The sequence below is a fragment of the Shimia sp. MIT910701 genome (assembly GCF_047126315.1).
GTDB lineage: Bacteria > Pseudomonadota > Alphaproteobacteria > Rhodobacterales > Rhodobacteraceae > Shimia.
In genome coordinates this window covers 2,918,357-2,940,408 of the sequence record NZ_CP138953.1, presented here as the reverse complement: position 1 = coordinate 2,940,408, position 22,052 = coordinate 2,918,357, and the positions used below count along the sequence as shown (strand labels likewise).

Here is a 22,052-nt window from a genome sequence, read left to right as displayed (position 1 = left end):
GTAACGGAATTTTCGGTCACAGACCATGTGAACACAGGGGGTAAAGTGATGACCAAATCCAAGACCGTACCAGTAACAGGCGCGCAGCCAACGCGCCGTGATGCGCTCAAGACTTTGGCGCTTGGCGGGGGCGCCGCAGCTGCCATGCCGCTATGGGCGCGCTACGCAGGCGCAAAAACGTCCGAGCCAATCAAAGTGGGTTTTCAGGTGCACCGGACCGGTATCGGCGCCGCCTATGGGCGGTGGTATGATCGCACAACCACAGCCGCAGCGGCCCTGATCAACGAGCAAGGTGGGATCAACGGGCGTCCGCTGGAGATTGTGGCCGAAGATGACGGGACCGATCCCAAACGTGGGGCGGAAGTGGTCGAAAAATTTGCCACCCAGCACAACTGTGACATCGGTTTTGGGACTCTGTTCTCCCATGTTGTGATTGGCTCTGCGCCGCGCGCAGGAGAATTGAAACTGCCGTATTTTGTGGTGTCTGAAGGCCATCATGTGGCGAGTGGGATGTTGAACCGCTATACTCTCCAGCCAGGTATCACTGACGTGAAAAGCCAGGTGCAGGCGATGGCGCCATTTGTGGCAGAGAACCTTGGTAAGAAGGTCACGATGATCTTCCCAGACTTCGCGTTTGGCCATGACCATCGCGACTACTTCACTGCGGCGATTGAGGCGCAGGGGGGGGAGGTTCTGGAACATATTGCGATCCCGCCGACAGAAACCTCGTTCACCAAGTATTTCCCAAAAATTCCGCGCGACACGGAGGTGATTTACCATGTCATGGTGGGGCCGGCCGTGCTGACCTTTGTGAAGGAGCTGGGCGAGTTCTTTGGGCCGCAACGCCCTGAGATGTTTGGCTTTATCGACAGTCTGGAAGCGGTGGACATTGGCAGCCCAGGGCTTGAATTCCTGGATGGCACCTACTTTTGGGAAGGCAATCCGCGCTATGCGCAGGAAGATCAGTCCGAATATGACGCCTTCTTCCGCGAGCGTGTTGGTGTGGATGCCAATGGTGCCTCTGTGAGCGATCCCAAAGACGTGTCGACCTATGCGCACATGTTTGGCTGCTGGGAAACGTTGCACGTGGTCAAAGCGGGTATGGAGAGCGCCGGATACCGCGGGCCGCAGGACCGGGCTGCGCTGGTTGAGGCTGTGGAAGCCATGACCGACATGCCGCATTCCAACGCGCATCCGCAGGGCGCAAAGATCTTCAACGGCAAAACCCACCAAGTATTTGGGCATCAGTACATCACCAAGGTGGTCGATGGAAAACTGCTTTTGGTGCACACCACGTCGATTGAGGACACGTTCTATCCGGACGAGGTGGATTACACCACGCAGGCCCTCTGATGAGAGCTAGGGCGCGGCGTCTGTGTCGCGCCCATATTGAGGCAGGGGTGTAGATGGATTTTGGACCTTATTTGATGCTCGCCACATTGGAGGGCGCTGTCACTGCGGCGGTTCTGGCGTTGACGGCGTCGGGATTGGCGCTGGTGTTTGGCGTGATGCGGGTGGTGAATGTCGCCCATGGTGAGTTTTTTATGCTTGGCGCAGTTTTGGCCTGGTGGGTGACCCATATACTGGGCGGCTCAGCCGCTTTTGGCTTTGTCGTGGCGCTTATTGTCGTGCCGGTTTTGGTTGGGCTTTTGGCTGCGATCACGGACATGACCATCCTGAAGAGGATTGACTACGATCCTGAACGCACGATCGTTGCGACAATTGGTATCCTGTATATTTTGCAGCAGGTTACGTTGATGACCTATGGGCCAGATGCGCGGCCAGTTGTGCCGCCGTTTAACACGCGCATTGCTTTGCCATGGTTTGAGTTTGTCGATGGGAAGATCAGTCTTTATTGGCCTTGGGGCCTTTCGATCACCAGCTACAAACTGGCCGTGATCGGCGCAGCGGTCCTGGTATTGATTGGATTGTGGCTCTTGATGACGCGATCCAAGCTGGGGCTCTTGATGCGCGCCACAGAACAAGATCGCGATATGGCCTTGGCTTTTGGCATCCCGGTTGAGCGGGTTTACGCTCTGGTGTTTGGCCTTGGGGCCGGCATTGCGGCTTTGGCTGCGGTGCTGATCGTGCCTATCCAACAGGCGCACTACTTGATGGGGCATGATCCGCTGTTGCTGAGCTTTATTGTGGTCATCATCGGGGGGCTGGGCAGCTTACCCGGTACGGTCCTGGCCGCTCTGCTGATTGGGTTATCTGACGGAATTATTTCGGTTTTCTTCTCTCCGACACTGGCAAAAATCCTCGCGACGCTATTGGTTGCGCTTGTATTGGTGTTCCGCCCGCAAGGCTTGTTCGGAGCCCGAAAGGCATGATGGGAGGCATGCAGAAATCGTTGCTGCTTCATGGTGGCGTCTTGGTTGTTTTGTTTGCCTTGCAGTTTGTGCTTCCCGCTTACCATCACGGCAACCTGGCGCGGATCATGGTGCTGGCCAGCTACGCGATGGGTTACAATTTGTTATTCGGCTACACGGGGTTGTTGAGCCTTGGTCACGCGTTGTTCTTTGCTGCCGGGCTATATGGCATGGGACTGGCAATGTCGCAGTTTGGCTTGAGCGCGGGCATTGCCTTGATGGTTGGCATTCTACTGGGCGCACTGGTCGGTGCGGTCATTGGTGCATTGGCGTTACGTACCGAAGGCGTGGCCTTCATGATCGTGACACTGATGTTTGCCCAAGCTGGCTATCTGACTGTGTTGTACTTTGGCGCTTACACGCGCGGCGACGAAGGCTTTGTGATTGCGCAGGCAGATCGCGTGCTACTGTCTTTGGATCTTTCCGATCCAACGGTACGGTATTTTGCAGCCTTTTCAGTCTTCTGCGCCGTCTTCATAATGTGTTACCTGGCTGTGCAATCCCGCTTTGGCAAAGTTCTCATTGCCATTCGTGAAAATGAAGATCGGGCCCGAATGCTTGGGTATGACGTGGCACGATATAAGCTGGCCGCCGTCGTGTTGTCCGCCAGTTTGTCCGCACTGGCCGGAGCCAGCTATGGGTTGTTGTTTGGCTATGTGGGCGCGTCGTTTGCTTCTGTTCAATACTCCATTTTCCCATTGCTTTGGGTGCTCTTGGGTGGCGCGGGCACGGTGTTGGGTCCGTTGATCGGCACGCTGTTTATGTTCTACCTGATTGACCTCAGCTCCGGGATCACCACGGCCTACATGCTGATCGCTGGTGTGGTGTTGGTGTTCCTCACGCTTTTTGCACCTCAAGGATTGATGGGTGAACTGCGCCGCCGGGTCTGGAGATGGTTGCCATGAGTTTGCTGTCTGCGAAAGGGTTGAGTAAACACTTCAATGGCTTGGTGGCTGTTGAGGACGTATCGCTCTCTGTCCCTGAAGGCCAGGTCCGAGCCTTGATTGGACCAAATGGGGCAGGAAAAACCACACTCGTTGGCATGTTGTCCGGACGTATTGCTCCGTCGTCGGGAGCCGTTTCATTTGACGGTCAGGACGTGACGGTTTGGCCCGCGCACAAGCGGATTGCGGCGGGTATGGGTTATACCTTTCAGATCACGTCGGTTTTTCCAAACTTAAGTGTGTTGGAAAACGTAGCGCTGGCGGCGCGGCGGAAGGTTTCGGAAAATCGGCGCGTGATTGAAACGGTGAATGTGGCCTTGGACCGCGTTAGCCTCTTGGACCGACGATCTGAGGTTGCCGGGGATTTGTCCTATGGGCATCAGCGGTTGTTGGAAATTGCCATGGGATTGGCGCAGTCTCCGAAACTGTTGATTTTGGACGAGCCAACGCAAGGATTGGCGGACGGTGAGGTGGCCGCTTTCAATACATTGATCGATGAGTTGCGCGGAAACATCACCGTTTTGCTGATTGAGCACAATATGGATGTGGTCATGCAAGTTGCTGATTTTGTGACGGTTTTGGACGCCGGTAAGGTTCTTTTCGAGGGCACGCCTGACGATGTCAAAGCCAGTGCCGAGGTGCAGGCGGTCTATCTGGGAGGCGGCGATGCTGCGGCTTGAAGGGGTCTCTGCCGGGTATGGGCGCGCGCAGGTGTTGCGGGAGGTGTCGTTTGAGGCACGGCCGGGTGAGATCTTGTGCCTTGTTGGGCGCAATGGGGCCGGGAAGACAACCACGGTGAAAGCAATCATGGGATTGCTGCCGCTGATGGCTGGCGCGGTGCGTTTGGGAGACGTCCTATTGTCCGATTTGGCACCGCATAAAGTGCCGCAACAAGGCATAGGCTACGTGCCGCAAGGACGGCGGCTGTTTGGCGAGCTGACCGTGGGTGAGAACCTGGCGGTGGGGCGCTTGACAAATGGTAAGGACGCTTCTGTCCTAGAGGAAGTACTCCAGCTTTTTCCGAGACTTGAAGAGAGGTACGGTCAACGCGCCAATACGCTAAGTGGGGGCGAGCAACAGATGTTGGCGATGGGACGGGCGATGTGTTTGCGGCCCAAGGTATTGCTGTTGGATGAGCCTACCGAGGGGCTGCAACCTTCCATGATTGAAGCCATTCGAGACGCGACGGAGCAGATGCGCGATCAGGGGGTCGCCGTTGTTCTTGTGGAGCAGCGGATGGACGCCATTGTGGCTCTAGCCGATCAGGTGGCGCTGCTCGAGAACGGGCGAATGTGTGGGGTTTTGAGCCGTGACGCGGTGGCCACTGAGCCGAAAAAACTGGCGCATCATCTTGGGGTTTGAAGCCTCAAAAACCACGTCGGTATTGCGTCTGTATCGCGACTGTTTTGCGGAGGTGCAAATTTGGCGTGCGCTCTGGCGATTAAGTCAGTTTTTGAAGCAGCAAAAGAAAGATGGTTTGTTCCGCCTCATTGAGCGGGGCCAGCGTGTCTTTGGTGATGGCGTGCGCGGTGGGCGCGACGGCTTCAAACAGATCCCAGCCGGAGGCCGTTGGCTTCAGCAGAATACGACGTTGGTCGTCCGGGTCGGGAGAGCTGGTCACGAGATTCTTGGCACGCAGGCGATCCACGACGCCTTTGATGGTGGCGCCGTCCATGGCGGTGGCCCGGCCCAAGGCGTTTTGAGACACCGCGCCCAGCTCGCACAGCTTGGCAAGTGCGGCAAATTGGGTGGGGGTCAGCTCGGAAATGCCCTCTGCAAAGATCGCCAAATGCCGCTGATTGGCACGGCGCATCAGGAAGCCAACCTGCTCATCCAGAGCGTAACCATCGGCGGCTTCGGATGGGGTCATATTTGGGATTTGAGAGGTCATCACAAAGGGCCTTGTTGCGGACACGCGCTGGGGTTTGTTGACAGATGTGCCAGTGCTGCCGCAAAATCCATTGGTATACACACAAGTTTTTGTGCCGCGCCCTGACGATTTGAGAGGTCACCATGGGGATTTATCATCGCCCCGGCAAGTTGAAAGATGCGCTCGCTATTTTGGCGACAACCGGCGCGCGGCCGGTGGCGGGCTGTACCGACGTTTTTGCCGCCACCGAAGCACAAGACCTTCGCGGCGATGTCTTGGATGTCACGGCCATTGAAGGGCTGCGGGGCATCTTTGAAACTGCTTCTGGCTGGCGGATTGGCGCGGCAACAACCTGGCGGGATATTGTACATGCGCGGCTTCCACGCGCGTTTGACATGCTGCAACAGGCGGCCTGTGAGGTTGGCGGGGCGCAGGTACAAAATGCGGGCACAGTCGCGGGCAATATCTGTAATGCCTCGCCAGCGGCAGATGGCATGCCGCCGTTGTTGACGCTCGATGCTCAGGTTGAGTTGGTGTCCGAGCGCGGCGAGCGCGTGGTGGATTTGGCGCAGTTTGTTACCGGTCCACGGGAAACTGTGCTGCAATCCGATGAGTTGGTCAGTGCTGTTTTGATCCCATCCAAGAGCGTGCATGGACACAGCCGATTCCTGAAATTGGGGGCACGCAAACATTTGGTGATTTCGATTGCTATGGTCGCGGTGCGCTTGGCCGTGGAAGACGGAAAAATCACTGACGCAGCGATTTGCGTGGGCGCTTGTGGGCCTGTGGCAAAACGAGCTTCGGCGTTGGAAACAGCATTGATTGGGACAAGTGCAGAAGGAGCTGACCAATTGGTAAGTCCTGCGCACTTGAAGGATGTTCTTGCGCCCATTTCGGATGTACGCGGAGATGCGGCCTATCGGGAGGCGGCGGCGCTGGAACTGGTGCAGCGGGCGATCGCAGATGTGCTGGAGCAGGTTCCATGATTTCCTTTGATCTCAATGGGCAACCTCGGTCTGTGGACGTGCCATTGGGGCGACGTTTGTCGCAAGTGTTGCGAGAGGATTTGCACTTGCGCGGTACAAAAGTGTGCTGTGACGCAGGCGATTGCGGGGCGTGTACGGTGTTGGTGGATGGTGCGGCGGTGTGCGCCTGTTTGACGCCGGTGGCGCGGGTGGCTGCGCGTAAAGTTGAAACCATTGAGGGTGTGGGCGTCGCCGGGCCAAGCGCGTTGCAAAAAGCGTTTTTGCGGCATGGGGCGGCGCAATGCGGGATCTGTTCGCCGGGCATGGTGATGGCGGCGGAGGCCCTGCTGCGTTCAAATTCAACGCCGGACAGAGACGATGTTGAAACCGCGTTAGGGGGCGTCCTGTGCCGTTGCACGGGGTACGCAAAAATCATCGACGCGGTGCTGGATGCGGCGGGTAGCGGCGCGGGGCCGGAACCAGAGGCGGGCGCAGCCGTCGGCGCGCGCGTGGAGCGGTTGGACGGCGTGGCAAAGGTGATGGGGCGTGAAGCCTTTGGGGCGGACGTGGTTCCAGACGGCGCGCTTTATGTGCGGGCGGTGCGCAGCCCGTATGCCTCGGCGCGGTTTGCCTTTGGGGACTTGGAGGCTTGGGCCGCTGCGCAAGGCGTACGCGTTTTCACGGCTCAGGACATTCCCGGCGTGAATTGTTTTGGCGTGATTGAGCGCTTTGCTGACCAGCCTGCGCTTGCAGAAGAGACCGCGCGTATGGTTGGTGAGGCCGTGGCTTTGGTTGCTGGACCAAAGGCGGTTGTAGAGGCATTGGAGTGGGATGCGTTTCCGGTGGCTTGGGAGGCTTTGGCACCGGTTCTGGAGACGCGAAGTGCAACCGATCCTGAGGTGAAACTTTTGCATGCCGCGCGTAAGGACAATCAGCTGATTGCGGGCGTTGTTAGGCGCGGAGATGCAAAGGCTGCACTTGATATGGCAGCACATGTTGTCGAGGGGACGTTGCGCACCGGCCACGTGGAACATGCCTATATCGAGCCGGAGGCTGGCGCAGCATGGATGGAGGGCGAGGTGCTCAACATTCGGGCCTGCACACAAGCGCCGGTTTTGGATCAGGAGAGCGCCGCCAAAGTCCTTGGTCTGCCGAAAGAACGTGTGCGCATCCGGCCTGCGGCCACGGGCGGTGGGTTTGGCGCAAAACTGGATTTATCGGTGCAGCCGCTGGTTGGATTGGTGACCTTACTGACCGGTCAGCCCAGTGTGATGGTCTACTCGCGGCCGGAAAGCATGGCTGCAAGTACCAAGCGCCATCCTGCTGAAATGACAGCCAAAATTGGCGCCGATGCGGATGGGCGGTTGGTCGGGATGGCCTTTGATGGCGCGTTTGATACCGGGGCGTATGCCAGCTGGGGGCCCACCGTGGCGGTGCGCGTGCCGGTGCATGCCAGCGGGCCATATGTGATCCCGAACTATGATGCCGAAGCGCGTGCGGTACACACCAACGGACCAGTTGCGGGCGCGTTTCGCGGGTTTGGGGTGCCTCAGGCGGCGGCGTTGCAAGAACAGTTGTTTGATCAACTGGCGGATCAGGTGGGGATGGACCGGCTGGCGTTTCGCCGATTGAATGCGCTGTCTGATGGTGTTCCGACTGTGTGTGGCCAGGAGCTCGCCGGCGTAGGCATCGGGGCCTGCTTGGAGGCGCTGCAGCCACGTTGGGATGCGGCTTTGATTGAAGCGGCGGGCGCGAATGCCTCGCCGCGCAAGACATTGCGCGGTGTTGGCGTGGCAAGTTGTTGGTATGGCTGCGGAAATACGGCTTTGCCAAATCCCTCGATAATGCGGATCGGGATCACATCTGATGGTCAGATTTGCTTACACCAAGGCGCGATGGACATTGGGCAAGGTGCGAATACGGTGATTGCGCAGATGGCGGCGGACGCTTTGGGTATGCCGGTGCATCAGATCACGTTGATTGATGCAGATACAGCAGTGACACCGGACTGTGGGAAGACCTCGGCCAGTCGGCAGACTGTGGTGAGCGGCAAAGCAGCAGTCTTGGCGGCGCAATCATTGCGGGCGCAGATTTTGCAGCTGGGCAACATGGGTGCGGCGGCGGAGATGTCTTTGTCGGGGGGCGTCTTGTCCTTGCGAGACGGTGCGGCGCGGCGGGACATTGCACTGCGGGATTTGCCTGAGATAGCGCATGGCTATGTGCTGTGGGCGGAGGAAACCTATGATCCGCCAACAGAGGCTTTGGACGAAAACGGGCAGGGCGCGCCCTATGCGGTTTACGGCTATGGCGCGCAACTGGCGGAGGTTGAGGTGGATGTGGCGCTGGGGACGGTGAAGGTCCTCAGGATCACCGCGGCGCATGATTTGGGTAAGGTGATCAACCCCTTGCTGGCCGAAGGGCAGATCGAAGGCGGGATTGCGCAGGGGCTAGGGATGGCTCTGATGGAGGAGTTTCATCCTGGCAAAACCGAAAACCTGCATGACTATCTGATCCCGACCACGGGGGACATGCCGGAGGTCGTATCTCACCTGATTGAGATACCTGATCCAGAGGGCCCCATGGGCGCCAAAGGCTTGGGGGAGCACGTGTTGATCCCGACAGCACCGGCGATCTTGAATGCGATCCGCCATGCCACCGGCGCGGTGTTGGCGCAATTGCCGGCGCGGCCCGATCGGGTGTTGGCGGCGATCAAGGCGGTCATGTCATGAGCCGGACACCGAGACAGCGCGAGGAGAAGATCCGATGTGATGCCTGTCCGGTGATGTGTTATGTGGCGGAGGGCCGGATCGGGGCCTGTGATCGTTATGCCAATATCAATGGCGAGATTGTACGCTGTGATCCGCTAACGGTGTTAGACCGTGCAATTGAAGCCGGGACCGAGGTGCGGCCATTCTTAGGGCGCGATTGGCATGATGGACTGTCCACTGACGATTTGTTTGTCACCGCTGTGGGCGCGGGCACGACCTATCCGGATTTCAAGCCAGCACCATTTTTGGTGAGCCGTGACATTGACGGTGTGGATTTTGTCACTGTCGTGACAGAGGCGATTTTCTCCTACTGCGGCGTGAAGGTGAAGATTGATACCGACCGGCATTTGGGCACAGAAGGTGCGGTGGTGCGCAGTCAGGGCGAGGCCGTGGGGCTGATGGTAACATCTGAGTACGGGTCGCAAATGATGAGCCTCGGCGGTGTGGATCACCTGACCGGCGGCAGCAAGGCGGAAGGGCGTGTCACATGCGATGTACTGCTGCAACTCCTGAACCGCGCGCCAGTTGTTTTGGAAGTGGATGATGGGGCGGAAGTGGTTGTTCAGGCCGGTGCCGCGCCAATTGTTGATGGCACAAAAGAAGACCGGATGCGGGTTGGTTGTGGTTCCGCCACGATCGGGATGTTTGCGAGCCAGTGGAAAGGCTTAGTGGACGAAGTTGTTGTGGTGGATGACCATATCACCGGCGTGGTCAGCGAGCATCAGGCGGGCAAAGTGATTGATTGGCCTGACACGGGTATTCGCATCAAAGGACGGCGCAGCACGCCGGGGCGGTATTTTCAGGTGGCGCAACCGGGACTGGGTTGGGGTGGCACCGACATTGAGGATCCGCTCGACATTCTGGGACCGTGGCGGCCGGAAAAAGGTGCGCGTGAGGGGCTGACGTTGTTGATGGTGAGCACCACTGGCGAACATGCGGAATACTATGAGTTGGACGCCGATCTGGTGCCGCAAAAACGCCCGATGCCTGAGGCGTTGGCGCCGTCTGTTGCGTTGATTGCGGAGAACTGTGAGCCAGCGCTGTGCACCGTGATGTTCATGGGTGGGGCTGGCGGGTCGTTGCGATCCGGGGTCACACAAAACCCCGTCAAGTTGACCCGTGCGGTGCAGGATCAGAACGCCAAGGTCACGGTTGGCGGGGCGCCGGCTTACGTCTGGCCGGGCGGCGGCATCACTTTGATGGCGGATGTGACCAAGATGCCGGATGGAGCATTTGGCATGGTGCCCACGCCAGCCATCGTTGCGCCGTTGGAGTTTACAGTGTCGCAAGAGGTGTACGAGAAGCTGGGCGGGCACGTGGAGCAGGTCCGGAGCGTAAGCGACGTTCTGGCAGGCGGCGGCCAATATGCGCGCAGCACGCATATCGTGCCCACCAAGTTGAAAAAGCCATGAAAGGTGGGGCGCAGATCACCTGGTTACCGGATGGTAAGCGGATGCATCTGCATCATGGGCCCATTGATTTGATTGTAGAAATCTGGGGCGCGGGCCAAACAGTTGCGTATCAACGCGCAGCGCTGCGGTTTCAGACCGTGTTGCAAGAGCTGGTGGATGAACTCCCCAAATTGCGTCAAGCTGCGGATCTGCAAGCGTGTTTTCATGGCGGCATTGCGCGTGCCATGCAGGGGGCGGTTGAGTGGCATTTGCCGGGCTTTGTGACGCCGATGGCTGCTGTGGCAGGCGCGGTGGCGGATGAGATCGCGCGCGTGATTGCCGAGGCCCCAAATATTGACAAAGCCTATGTCAACAACGGCGGTGATGTGGCGCTGGTTCTGGGACCAAATGAAGCGATGGTGGCCGATCTGGGCGGCGGCATTGCGCGTGCAACCTTGCACGGGTCGGGCTGTGTCCGCGGCGTTGCCACGTCCGGGTGGCGCGGGCGGAGCCTGTCGTTTGGGATTGCGGATGCGGTGACGGTCTTGGCCAGCTCGGCGGCCTTGGCGGATGTGGCCGCGACGTTGATCGCCAACGAAGTGGACGTGCCGGGGCATCCAGGCATTGTACGGGCCGTTGCGGATAGCCAGCAATTGGACAGTGATCTGGGAAACAGGCTGGTCACGGTAGATGTACCACGTTTGAGCCCGCCGGATATGTTTGCAGCTTTGCAGCGTGGCAAGGCGTTCGCGCTTCGGTTAAGCTCGTCGGCCGGGATTTGGGGCGGCGTGCTGGCTCTGCAGGGCCAGGTGGTTGCCTTTGGTGATCCGAGCCTTGGCAAGGCCATTGCCGCCGCTTAGCGGATTGCGTTGTCTTGTGGCAGCCAATCTAACCAACTGCGCAGCCAATTGCCCGCATATCCGCGTGGCGTTTGGTCCGGGAAAACCGCCGGATCGGCGCTGATCTGAGACCGGACAAACCAGTGTTCATTTTCGACTTCAAAAAGCTCAACCGATGATCGGGAGACGCGTTTCACCAGTGATGGCGCGATGGTTTTGACATCAAGCTCAGATCCTATAAGGCTGACTTTGTGTAAAAAAATAACAGGGTGAAGGCGAGGCTTTCGTCCCTGAATGTCCAACCTTGGGTACATAAAACTGAGACTGGATAGTGAATTCTTTGGATCAAAGACGGCGTCATTCCCATTGGCGTGCAACACAATAAGTGCGCCGTGACCAAGGGCCATGATATGGGGCGCAGCCGTGGCCTTGGTCAGATGATTCAGGATTTCTTTCAGGTCCCGCACCAGGGGTGCAAAACGGGTTTGTCCCTGCGGTGCCCAATAGGACTTCCAGCGGATCAAATAAATGGTGGGTCCCGTGTTAGACATCAAGTGGCGCAGGTCTTGTGCCAGACTTGCGGTGGTCTCGGCATCTTCTTCCGTCGGGCCGGGCAACAGAAGGATGGGCGCAGAGGTGTCCTGGTTTGAGACCTGCAACATGTCCAAATTGGCCGTGCGTGTGCTGCGCACCAAAGTGGTGTCGGCAGGGGCAAGCTGAGGATTTGGGATCACGTCTTTGGCCAAAGGAACCTCACATTCTATGGTTGAATCCGATTGGGTAGAACGGCGGACTGATAGATAAATCCTGCCTACCGCCGCTACGGATTGGCAGGGGGAAAGTGCCCGAATAGGTGACACAGCCATGCGTTGTGCGCGCATATCGGTGGGTTGTGGTAAGGGGAAGGCTGGATCTTTCAGGCCTAATATAAGTGGCCTGCAAAGGCAGGAGAATGGGGAGGTTTTGCCAAGGTTATGAGAATTCCTGCCATTTGCAAAAATTGGCCAAGTGACAGATTTATTGGCAGGATTTCGCCGTCAAGCAGCGAGGGTAGCCGCCTTGACGATTGGTAGGCTTGGCTATTGAGAAAGTGGCCCGTGCCAAGCAAACGGAGGGAGGGAGCGGCACGGGCAACAGGGGTACGCAGCGCGGTTATGTGAGCGTGTCACAGGCATCGCGTTGCGTGGTTCAGACATAACGATGCGACCGGAGGTTGCTTTGTGAAAACCGGCCGAGTTTGTGTGAAAGTAAGACAATGACGGCCTGTGCGCGGCTCAGCTTTCTTTCATCACCCGCGCAAGGGCGCAGAACTGCTCCAGGCTGACCACTTCGGCGCGGTCGGTTGGTTTGATGCCAGCGGCGATCAGACGGTCTTCGATGTCTGGCGCCTGGCCTTTCAGCGCGGCGCGGAGCATCTTGCGGCGCTGATTGAATGCAGCGGCCACAATCCGAGACAAGGTGTGGGCGTCTGCGGGATAGCGTGGCTCCGGCAGTGCAGTGAGATGCACCACGGCGGAATGCACTTTGGGCGGCGGCGAAAACGCGCCGGGCGGCAGGGACATGACGATATTGGCGTTGGCGCGCCATTGCGACAGGATGGCGAGGCGTCCGTATGCTTTGGAGCCAGGCTGCGCGGTGATGCGCTCGGCCACTTCGCGCTGGAACATCAGGGTCAGGCTTTGCCAGAATGGCGGCCACTCTTTTGGGGTGAGCCAGCGCACCAGAAGTTCGGTGCCGACGTTGTAGGGCAGGTTGGCAGCCACGCGAATAGGTGGTGTGAGGTGGCTCAAGGGATCGACTTCCAGAGCGTCGCCGTTGATGACCTCCAGGCGACCGGGATAGGCGGCTTCGATCTCTGCCAGGGCTGGCATACAGCGGTGGTCTTTCTCGATCGCGAGGACTTTGCGGGCCCCCTCGGCGAGCAGGCCACGGGTCAGTCCACCCGGGCCGGGGCCAATTTCCAGCACGTCACAATCGGTCAATTCGCCTGCGCGGCGGGCAATTTTGGCGGTGAGATTGAGATCCAGCAAGAAGTTCTGGCCCAAGGACTTGCGGGCGGAAAGGCCGTGGGTCTCGATCACCTGACGCAGCGGGGGAAGATCATCAATGGCGCTCATGCAATTAGCCTTGGTTTGGGCGGCTGCGCCGCGGATAGATGCCTCCGGCGGGGATATTTCCCGCCAAATGAAGGGTCAAGCGCTTTGTGCCATTCGCGCTGCCATGCGCAGGGCCGCGATGGTGCTGGACGGGTTGGCTTTGCCGGTGCCAGCAATGTCAAAGGCGGTGCCGTGATCCGGTGAGGTGCGGATGAACGGTAGGCCAAGAGTGACATTGACGCCGCCGTCAAAGTCCAGCGTCTTGATCGGGATCAGGGCCTGGTCATGGTAGGCGCAGATCGCGACATCATAGCGCGCGCGGGCGGCGGCGTGGAACATGGTGTCGGCTGGCAGTGGACCGGAGAGATCAAACCCCTCACGGCGCAGTTTGTCGAGGACAGGCGCAATCACAGCGGCATCTTCGTGCCCCATGGCGCCGCCTTCGCCTGCGTGTGGGTTCAGGCCAGCCACCGCAATACGCGGGTTTGGAATGCCAAACTGGGTTTGAAGCCCTTTCGCGGTGATCCGGATGGTCTCTACCAACAACTCTGGTGTGAGCGCAGAAGGCACATCCGCCAGGGGAATGTGGATTGTCGTTGGCACGACGCGCAGTATGTCCGAGGCCAGCATCATCACCACATTTTCCACGCCGCCAAGGTCGGCGAGATATTCGGTGTGGCCGGGATAGGGGAAATCGGCGCCGTCTTTTAATGCCTTTTTGTGGATGGGCAGGGTGCAGATCGCGCTGGCCTCATCGCTCATCGCGAGGTCCACCGCATGGGCGATGACGTCGATGACACCTTCAGCGTTGTCGGGATGAGTTGTGCCGGGTGTACGTTCTGCGGCAAATGGATGTGGTAGCACCGGCATCGCGTTGGGCATTACTTCAATGGCGTCTTGCGGGCTTTGCAGGAGCTGATGTGGCACGGAGCCCGGCAAATGTGCCGGGTCTGCAATCAGAAAAAACGGCAGATCATCCTTGAGCGCGGACCAGGCCTTTTCGGCAATTTCCAAACCAACGCCAGCCGGTTCGCCGCAGGTCAAAGCAATGGGCGCGCAGCTCATTTTTCGGTGATCCGGGCCTGTGCGCGCAATTGGCTGAGGTAGCTGTTGGCATAGCTTTCCAGACGCAGGTTGCGCAGGGATGCGGCGACATCTTCACGGGACAGGTCTTTGTCATTGATCTCAGCGGTGCGACCACACAGCATTAACACAATCAGATTTTGCCCATCCGCCGTGGTCAGGTTTGTCGAGATCTCATTGTCATCAAGTTTGGCAAGTTCAATCGCAACATCACGCGGGATTTCGTTGGGCTTTTGAGTTTCCCGGAACAGACGCTCAGCTGGCAGGTCAAATCCTACGCCAAAGAGATCGTCGCATTTGTCAACTAAGGCGCGCACTTTGGCTGCTTCTTGCAAGGCTTCTTCGGTGCGGCCACCTGGGATATAGAACTTGGCGTAGTCAACAGCAGAGTAGCGTGGGGAGCGGCGACCGGTTTCCGCAATACCGCGCAATTGGAACAAGGCCACGGCGTTGGGCAATTGCAAAGGGGGCGTCACATCTCCTTTGCGAAGAGATGTTACCACGGGTCGAAGCGGGGCTGGAAGGTTGGTGACATTCATCCAGTCGACATGTCCACCTTGGTCCTTGGTACCCGAAGCAGAATAGATCCGCGCAGCCGCTTCGAACTCTGAAAAGCTATCGAGTTCCGAAATTTGTGCTGCCAGACTGTCCACTTGCGGACGGGTTTGCGGAGTGACTGGAATGATGATTTCGGAGAGCAGAACGCGGACGCCGCCTTGACCACTATTTTGAGCAATGGCGCGGTCGATTTCTTCTTCGCTGACTTCGGCGTTGGCGCCAAAGCGAGATTGCACGACGCCACCCCATTCAATTTGTGAGGTAATGAAGTCGCGCAGCGCCTCCTCATAAATACCTTCCGCCGCGAGCGCCTTGATCATATCTTCAGGTTTCATGTTCACGCGTTTGGCGAAGTTTTCCAGCCCAGCGGTCACGCCTTCTTCAGAGGCCACGATTCCAGCCTGGCGCGCGGCTTGCCCTTTGAGGCGATCCTCGATCAATTGCTCGCGCGCGAGTTCCAGGGGATCGCCTGGGGCGCTCATGATCAGAAGCAGGCGGGCACGTTGTTCGATTTCGTAGTGGGTGACCACCGAGTCATTTACAAAAATTGCTGGGCTAAAGGCATTTTGAGCGGCGGTAGGCAACGCTGCGGTGCCTATCATGGCACAAGCGGCGGCGGTGCTGGCACAGGCGCGAAATACGGAGCGGATCATCTTGCGTGGCATCATCTTTACGTCGTCTTCCTGTAGGTCAGCCGCATTTGCGGTCGTAGCTCTTATCGTTTGAATTGACCGAAAATCCAAGCAGGGCCACGTTGAAGCCCACTTTGGTGCTCGATTGCACGGTAGAGGATGTTGAGAACCGGCGCGAGAGCGAAAGCTCAACGCGTAGACATTCGTTGCGGTATTCTAGGCCAAGACCGGCCTCGGACGTTTCGCCACTGACGGCGTCAAACTGCCAATCCATCATACCGGTCCAGTGGCGGTTGATGCGGTAACTACCATCAAATTTCATGTCGGAGATGTCTTTGTCGCGGGATTCTGCGAGGTCTTTTTGCAGCCAGATGTAGCTGGCGTCCAGCCACAGACGGTCGTTGGTCCATCCCAGACGCGCCCCGACTTTGTCCAGATCTCCCTGGTTGTCCAGCAACGCACGTCCCGTAAACAGCAATCCGCTTTGGTTGCTAAGTTGTCCGGCGATCAGAAGATCGGATGAGGTGCCGGATAGGCCTGAGCTCTTGGAAAAGTCCGGTTGCACCTCCTGACGGAAAACCTGGCCAAATGTCAGGTTGCCCCGCCATCCGGTGGCGCTGACGCGGGACCAGTTCATGCCTAGAGCTGATGACAGCCCACGCTCGCGCCGATCATAGGACGGGAACCGGGATAAAGACAGGAGATTGCCTTCATCAAATTCCACATGGGTGCTCTCGTCATTGGCGACATCCAGCATGTCGCCGCCGGTCCACGCCACCTGTGCCACCGGCTCAAGAATGTAGCTTGCGCCGTCCTGACCGGATTTGATCATTGGATAGCGCATATAAGCCGCGACAGAGGGCGCAAATCCGCTGTCAAAGGTGCTTACCGAACTGTCGTTTTCGGTACGATAGGCGTCAAATGCCACTGCGCCTGTAACACCTGTGCGCAGTCCATTGCCTAGGGTCCAGTCGCCAAGCCATTGTACATTTGCATTGGCCCGGCCGACGTCCCGTCCCGCGTCACCATCTTTTGTAGAGCGGCGCTGGTGAGCGTGCGCTTCAACGCTGGTGCGCAACTCGCCGCCCCATATGTTGAGATACCGACGTTCGGTTTCCGCCTTAAGTACAAGGAACGGGATTTCGTCGTTGTCCTCATCTTCGCGCAACGTTTGGTAGTGGTAGGCGGCAAAGCGGGTGTTTTCCGTCCGGCTGGCGCGGGCGATGGTGATGTCGCTGTTGAGGCGGTCTTCATCCGAATAATCATAGTCTGTTAGATAGGTGTCATCTGACACCGCCTTTAGATCAAACGTCAGTTTGTAGTCCTGCCCCAATTGGAACAGGCCCTCGGCAAAGACATAGCCACGGATGATGTCGGTTCTGATGTCGTCGTCCGAAATGGCGCCGTCGAGCTGGATGCCGCCGCGTTCAAAGGCCTGACGGTAGCGGAACTCCATAGTGCGGGTTTTGGAGGACAGATAGGGCGAGAGCACTAAGTCGCGATCGGTGCCCCAAGGGATGAAATACGGCACTTTCACGCCGTAACTCAGCAGACTTGAGTGGTTGAATTCCGGGATCAAAAAGCCTTGCGCCCGGTCCAACGTTGGGTCCGGCATGCGCAAATGCGGGAAGTAGAACACGGGCACGTCCCGCACGAGCACGCTCGCGTGTTCAAAGTAGAGTTGTTTTTCGAGTTGGTCGTGCACCACGCGACGGGCGCGGATGCGCCACAGGGGAGGTTCGCCATTCTCACAAACGTGGCAAGAGCTTACAGTGGTTTTGTCAAGCACGCTGTAGCGACCTTCAACCCGTGTCAAGCGGGCGGCGGCCAGTTGCACCTGATCCGCCATGACCACGCGGGCGCTGTGGATGAGACCATTGCGAAGTTCGGCGTCCAACTCGGCAGCATCGGCGACCACGGATATGGACTCGCCCTGGGTGATGCGGATCGGGCCAACCAAAGAAATTTCACCGGTCTTGTCGTTGTAGGTGATTTCCTTGGCGATCAGGCGTACGTCATCTGTCAGCGCCTCGACATTGCCGCGGGCGATCAGCAGGCCGTCGGCCGTCAGGTTGACCGAATCCGCCACAAGAACCACGTTTTGTGGTTCCTTTTTTGCGGCTTGCTGTGTGGCGCCTGATGGCTGTGCGGATTGGGCAGGGGCTTCTGAAGGCTGTCCCAAAATGAGGGCCGTTGCGGCCAAAACGGGGCACAGGAAGCGCGGAGAGATCGTCATCCGTCCTCCATATGCAACAGCAGGCCAAGAGCCAACAGCACACTTGCAATCGGCGGCGCCCAAGCGGCGAGCATCACTGGGATTTGACCGTTTTCTCCGAGGATCTGGGCGAAGTTTCGGATGAAATGCAGGCTAAAGCCAATCAACACCGAGGTCAGCACGGCGATGCCGGTGCTGCCAAAACGGGTGTGGCGCATGGTGAAGGCAGAGGCCACCAGAACCATGGCCATCAGGAAGAGCGGTTGGGCCAGTTCCATTTGCAGCCAGACCTGATGGCGGCGCGCAGAGAAGCCGGAGTCGTTGAGTTCCTCGATAAACGCCGGGAGTTTCCAGATCGAGATGGAGGACGGCGTGCCGAAGCGCTCGCGGATGCGATCTGCGGTCAGGGTGCTTGGGAAAGTCACCGCGTCTTCACGTGTCGGTTCTGCGCCTTCATTGATGCCGACAACTAGCGGCCAAGACCGCACGTTGGACAGTTCCCAGCCGCCTTCCACCAAACGGGCGGAATCAGCTTCAATGCGTTTTTGCGGTCCGCCTTCCAGCGCGTAGGTGACAATGGTGATGTCGAGAAAGACAGAGGCATCGGCGTTGGTGCTACCGGCGTGAATTACTGCATGGCCCGCTTCGCCGCCCTGACGCAACCAAATGCCCTCATCCGACAGTGACAATGCGCTGCGGCCGCCGGATTTCAGCATGTCGCTTTGCAGCTCATATTGCACAGAGGTGGCGGCCACGATGGGGTTGAGCGTGGTCACGGATAAAAGGCCGATGATCAAGGAGACTGTGGTGGGCGAGAGCACCGAAACAATGCCGGAGCGCCCGGCGGCGCGGACCACAACCAGTTCAGAGCTTCGGGAGAGATTGATGAACAGCGCGATCGTGGCGAGGATCACAATCAGTGGCATGAGTTGGTAGAGGCTTTCCGGCGTGCGGAGCAAGGTGAGGTTCAGGACTTTGCCAAAACCTACGGTTTCCACATCATAGCGGCGGATTTGCTCCATCATGTCGACCAACACGGTCAACACAAAGAACACAGTGCAGATGCCAATGAAAATCCAGAGGAACTTACGTGCGAAGTAAATGTGCACGGTCATGTTGCAGCCCTCCGGCGCCACCGAATAGGGTTGGCGGAGAGGTAAAGCAGAATACCAGAAATTACGAAGCCAAGAGAACTTGGCACATACATCAATGGCCAAAGCTCCGGGTTGGCGCGGACCGGATCGGCAATGGCGTTTTTCATGGCTTCCAGAATGACAATAATGACAAAGGCGGCGATAATTTGTCGCCACACCCCAAAACGGCTGAACCCGCCAGCCAGCAACATGGCAAAGCCAATCAAGGCGAAACTTATCGTGGAGAGCGGCATCGCAAACCGATCATGTAAATCCTCGGTAATGCCTCCGATACTCTCTCCCGTTTCCTGTGCAATGGCTTCCTTGTTTCCGATGATTTCCCAAGACGGAAAGTGCTTAGCTGAAACCCGCGGTGCAGACCCCGGATCAATCAGGGAACTGATGTCATAGGAAAAGTCAGCAAAGTTAGTGGTCATCAGCGTGTCAGTGTCGTGCCGGTGCAGTTGCGCCAACCCATCAACCATAACGAGCTTAGGGCCGCTTTCATCCTGCACCAGATAGGCGTCGGACGCGGTGTATGAGGTGGAACGACCTTCGGACCGGTGGTCGGCCAGAAACACGTCCTTGAGCACACCGTTTGGGGTGATTTCACGGATGTAGAACGTCACGCCATCTGCGGGATGCAGGAAGGTGCCATCGGTCAGCAGGCGGGCGGTCACATTTTCAGTGATTTCTTTTTGCCGCTTACTCAACTCGGCATTGCTTGTCGGTACCAGAAAATGGGTCAGGGCGGACAGCATCAGGGCGGTGATTACGCCGAAAATTGCGACAGGGCGCGCAAGGCGCCAGGGGCTGAAGCCGGTCGCCTGCATGACAGTCAGTTCACTTTCGCTCGACAAGCGGTTGGTCACATAGACCGTGCCGGCAAACACAGCGATGGGCAGCACCAAACGGATCACGTTGGGTAGCGTCAGGACCGACAATTCCAGAAAGACGGAGACATTTTGGCCGCTGGCAATCAGTTGATCAAACAGCGACACCGCACGATTGACCCAGTAGACGGACACAAGGATCAGCGCAAAAAAAACCGAACAGAGTCAGGAATTGCGACAGGATATATCTGTCGAATCTGCTCACCTGCTAAGAATCCCCCGAACCTTATTATTGAGCGGCACTTTAGGGGAAATATCCGGGTGGCGAAACTGCTATCTGGCGATGTGCTCTGGTCAAGCGAGAAGGCGCGCGTTAGGTGTTTCAAAACGCGATTTTGGAGGTATGTGATGCGCCCTGTGACGATTTCTTTTGAAGAGACCAAACTGGATGAAATTGGCAGTGTGGAAGGGCGCATTGCGGTCTTTGTACCGGCAGAAGGCAATCTGGATCAGGGCGCGCGACGCCTGAACCGCTTGAACCGTGGCGCCGTAGAGCGTCTGCGGAAGGACAAGGCCGAAGACGCCAGCCTCGGCACTGTGTTCAGCTTGTCCTATCCGGCGGGCGTAGCGGCTGAGGCTGTGGACGTTGTGATCCTGCCGCGTCGTTGTTCCGTCGAGGACGCCCGCAAAGCTGGTGCGGGTCTTGGGAAGGTCCGTGGCAATGCCGCGCTGACTGTTCTCGCAGGCACGAACCCGAAAGCGGCAGAAATCGCTTTTGGCATCGCCATGCGCGATTATGGCTTTGATGATCACAAAACTGCAGACGCCAAAGAGGACGCGCGTGCTGTGACCATGATGGTGAGCAAGCCGGACGAGGTGGAAGCGGCCGCTGCACCTTTGTTGGCCGTTGCGGAAGGCACTTTCTTTACCCGTGACCTTGTGAACGAGCCGGCAAATGTTCTGACCACAACAGAGTTTGCCAATCGTCTGGTTGCGCTGAAAGACATTGGTCTTGAGGTTGAGGTTCTGGAAGAAGACAAGCTCAAAGAGTTGGGCATGGGCGCGCTGTTGTCCGTTGGGGAAGGCTCTGAGAGCCCATCCAAGGTTGCGGTGATGCAGTGGAACGGCGGCGAAAAAGACGCGGCGCCGTTGGCACTGGTGGGCAAAGGCGTGGTGTTTGACACCGGCGGTATTTCTCTGAAGCCGGCCGCAGGCATGGAAGACATGACAATGGACATGGGCGGCGCAGGCGTTGTGGCAGGCGCCATGAAAGCTCTGGCACTGCGCAAGGCAAAGGCCAATGTAGTGGGCCTGGTTGGGCTGGTGGAAAACATGCCATCTGGCCGCGCAACCCGTCCTGGCGATGTGGTGACCTCTATGAAAGGTGACACCATTGAGGTGATCAACACCGATGCTGAGGGGCGTTTGGTGCTGTGTGACGTGATGCACTACGCGCAAGAGCGGTTTAAGCCAGCCGGTATGATCGATTTGGCCACGCTGACCGGCGCGATCATCATTGGCTTGGGGCATGAAAACGCTGGCGTGTTTTCCAATGACGACGCGCTGTGCAACGGGTTCCTGAAGGCCGCAGAAGCCGAGGGCGAAGGCGCGTGGCGGATGCCGCTGGGCAAAGGCTATGCCAAACAGCTGAAGTCGCGGATTGCAGATGTGAAAAACGTTGGCGGCCGTCCGGCGGGATCGATTACTGCCGCCGAGTTCCTGCAGCGGTTTGTGCAGGACGGCACGCCGTGGATTCACCTCGACATCGCCGGGGTGGCCAGCGTGAAAGCTGAAACTGCGCTGGCGCCAGCAGGGGCCACCGGTTGGGGCGTGAGCGCACTGAGCCGCTTGGTTGCGGATAAGTTTGAGGGTTAAGCCTTGGGCGCGGCCTATTTCTACCATCTGACCCAGAATTCCATGGAGGTCACCCTGCCGCGTCTTTTGGAAAAGGCGCGCGGGGCCGGGTGGAAGATTGTCGTTCGAGGGCGCGACGAAGGCCGGATGGATTGGCTGGATCAGAAACTGTGGGCTTTGGGGGACACAAGTTTTCTGGCCCATGGTTTGGCGGGCGGGCCGCATGATGCATTGCAGCCGGTGTTATTGACCACGTCGCCGGAGATCCCGGATGCTATTGGCTGCGTGATGAGCGTGGACGGCGCCGATGTGAGCGCAGAAGAGGTCAATGCGGTGGAGCGGGTTTGCATCCTGTTTGACGGGCACGACCCAGAGGCGGTGCAACATGCGCGGGGTCAGTGGAAGGCACTGACCGATGCGGGCTGTGCGGCGCAATACTGGTCCGAAGAGACTGGTAATTGGCAGAAAAAAGCTGAATCCGGAGGCGGTTAGGCGTCAA

19 protein-coding genes are annotated in these 22,052 nt (G+C 58.2%); 11 read left to right on the top strand and 8 right to left on the bottom strand.

The genetic code is table 11. The annotated features are described in order from the left end of the window. Positions 1-48 precede the first annotated feature (48 nt). The 5 genes from SIB38_RS14235 to SIB38_RS14215 are packed head-to-tail and all read left to right on the top strand — an operon-like array spanning position 49 to position 4,678. Positions 49-1,353: an ABC transporter substrate-binding protein gene (locus tag SIB38_RS14235; protein ID WP_294114836.1), complete on the top strand. Its 1,305-nt coding sequence runs from the start codon at positions 49-51 to the stop codon at positions 1,351-1,353. A 53-nt stretch (positions 1,354-1,406) separates the two neighbouring features. Further along, positions 1,407-2,333, top strand: a complete 927-nt coding sequence (locus SIB38_RS14230) for a branched-chain amino acid ABC transporter permease (protein WP_294114834.1) — start codon at positions 1,407-1,409, stop codon at positions 2,331-2,333. Continuing rightward, the gene (locus tag SIB38_RS14225) at positions 2,333-3,277 is read left to right on the top strand and encodes a branched-chain amino acid ABC transporter permease (protein WP_412552048.1); all 945 of its coding nucleotides are present in this window, start codon (positions 2,333-2,335) and stop codon (positions 3,275-3,277) included. The genes SIB38_RS14230 and SIB38_RS14225 overlap by 1 nt, the downstream gene beginning before the upstream one ends. After that, on the top strand, positions 3,274-3,996 hold the full coding sequence (locus SIB38_RS14220; RefSeq protein WP_294114831.1) for an ABC transporter ATP-binding protein: 723 nt from the start codon (positions 3,274-3,276) through the stop codon (positions 3,994-3,996). Before SIB38_RS14225 ends, SIB38_RS14220 begins: the two co-directional genes overlap by 4 nt. Then, positions 3,983-4,678, top strand: a complete 696-nt coding sequence (locus SIB38_RS14215; protein ID WP_294114829.1) for an ABC transporter ATP-binding protein — start codon at positions 3,983-3,985, stop codon at positions 4,676-4,678. The genes SIB38_RS14220 and SIB38_RS14215 overlap by 14 nt, the downstream gene beginning before the upstream one ends. Positions 4,679-4,757: 79 nt before the next feature. On the opposite strand, the gene SIB38_RS14210 is transcribed toward SIB38_RS14215, so the two are convergent. Further along, positions 4,758-5,207, bottom strand: a complete 450-nt coding sequence (locus SIB38_RS14210; RefSeq protein ID WP_294114828.1) for a MarR family winged helix-turn-helix transcriptional regulator — start codon at positions 5,205-5,207, stop codon at positions 4,758-4,760. A 122-nt stretch (positions 5,208-5,329) separates the two neighbouring features. On the opposite strand from SIB38_RS14210, the gene SIB38_RS14205 reads away from it, so the two are divergent. The 4 genes from SIB38_RS14205 to SIB38_RS14190 are packed head-to-tail and all read left to right on the top strand — an operon-like array spanning position 5,330 to position 11,170. Beyond that, positions 5,330-6,172, top strand: coding sequence for an FAD binding domain-containing protein (locus SIB38_RS14205; protein WP_412550429.1), 843 nt, complete (start codon positions 5,330-5,332; stop codon positions 6,170-6,172). After that, positions 6,169-8,880: a molybdopterin-dependent oxidoreductase gene (locus SIB38_RS14200; RefSeq protein ID WP_412550428.1), complete on the top strand. Its 2,712-nt coding sequence runs from the start codon at positions 6,169-6,171 to the stop codon at positions 8,878-8,880. The genes SIB38_RS14205 and SIB38_RS14200 overlap by 4 nt, the downstream gene beginning before the upstream one ends. Beyond that, positions 8,877-10,331 carry a 6-hydroxynicotinate reductase gene (locus SIB38_RS14195; RefSeq protein ID WP_294114822.1) on the top strand — a complete coding sequence of 485 codons (1,455 nt, stop codon included), beginning with the start codon at positions 8,877-8,879 and terminating at the stop codon, positions 10,329-10,331. The genes SIB38_RS14200 and SIB38_RS14195 overlap by 4 nt, the downstream gene beginning before the upstream one ends. Continuing rightward, the gene (locus tag SIB38_RS14190) at positions 10,328-11,170 is read left to right on the top strand and encodes a UPF0280 family protein (protein ID WP_412550427.1); all 843 of its coding nucleotides are present in this window, start codon (positions 10,328-10,330) and stop codon (positions 11,168-11,170) included. Before SIB38_RS14195 ends, SIB38_RS14190 begins: the two co-directional genes overlap by 4 nt. Here SIB38_RS14190 and SIB38_RS14185 read toward each other — a convergent pair. The 7 genes from SIB38_RS14185 to lptF form a co-directional block, all read right to left on the bottom strand. After that, positions 11,167-11,883 (bottom strand): hypothetical protein, encoded by a 717-nt coding sequence (locus SIB38_RS14185; protein WP_412550426.1) that lies wholly within the window; start codon positions 11,881-11,883, stop codon positions 11,167-11,169. The two genes, SIB38_RS14190 and SIB38_RS14185, sit on opposite strands and share 4 nt — an antisense overlap. A gap of 540 nt (positions 11,884-12,423) precedes the next feature. Further along, the gene (gene rsmA, locus SIB38_RS14180; RefSeq protein WP_294114817.1) at positions 12,424-13,266 is read right to left on the bottom strand and encodes a 16S rRNA (adenine(1518)-N(6)/adenine(1519)-N(6))-dimethyltransferase RsmA; all 843 of its coding nucleotides are present in this window, start codon (positions 13,264-13,266) and stop codon (positions 12,424-12,426) included. A gap of 75 nt (positions 13,267-13,341) precedes the next feature. Next, a complete protein-coding gene (gene pdxA, locus SIB38_RS14175) occupies positions 13,342-14,310 on the bottom strand; it encodes a 4-hydroxythreonine-4-phosphate dehydrogenase PdxA (protein WP_412550425.1) in 969 nt (322 codons plus the stop codon). After that, positions 14,307-15,539, bottom strand: a complete 1,233-nt coding sequence (locus SIB38_RS14170; RefSeq protein ID WP_412550424.1) for a peptidylprolyl isomerase — start codon at positions 15,537-15,539, stop codon at positions 14,307-14,309. The genes pdxA and SIB38_RS14170 overlap by 4 nt, the downstream gene beginning before the upstream one ends. A gap of 37 nt (positions 15,540-15,576) precedes the next feature. Beyond that, complete coding sequence (locus tag SIB38_RS14165) at positions 15,577-17,754, bottom strand: LPS-assembly protein LptD (RefSeq protein ID WP_412550423.1); 2,178 nt, start codon at positions 17,752-17,754, stop codon at positions 15,577-15,579. Continuing rightward, entirely contained in the window at positions 17,751-18,848 is a 1,098-nt protein-coding gene (gene lptG, locus SIB38_RS14160; RefSeq protein WP_294114811.1) for an LPS export ABC transporter permease LptG, read from the bottom strand. Before lptG ends, SIB38_RS14165 begins: the two co-directional genes overlap by 4 nt. Then, positions 18,845-19,894 (bottom strand): LPS export ABC transporter permease LptF, encoded by a 1,050-nt coding sequence (lptF, locus tag SIB38_RS14155; protein WP_412550422.1) that lies wholly within the window; start codon positions 19,892-19,894, stop codon positions 18,845-18,847. The genes lptG and lptF overlap by 4 nt, the downstream gene beginning before the upstream one ends. A 213-nt stretch (positions 19,895-20,107) precedes the next feature. Between lptF and SIB38_RS14150 the strand changes: the two genes are divergently transcribed. Continuing rightward, the gene (locus SIB38_RS14150; protein WP_412550421.1) at positions 20,108-21,574 is read left to right on the top strand and encodes a leucyl aminopeptidase; all 1,467 of its coding nucleotides are present in this window, start codon (positions 20,108-20,110) and stop codon (positions 21,572-21,574) included. Between the two features lie 3 nt (positions 21,575-21,577). Continuing rightward, positions 21,578-22,045, top strand: a complete 468-nt coding sequence (locus tag SIB38_RS14145) for a DNA polymerase III subunit chi (protein WP_294114805.1) — start codon at positions 21,578-21,580, stop codon at positions 22,043-22,045. Positions 22,046-22,052: the final 7 nt, after the last annotated feature.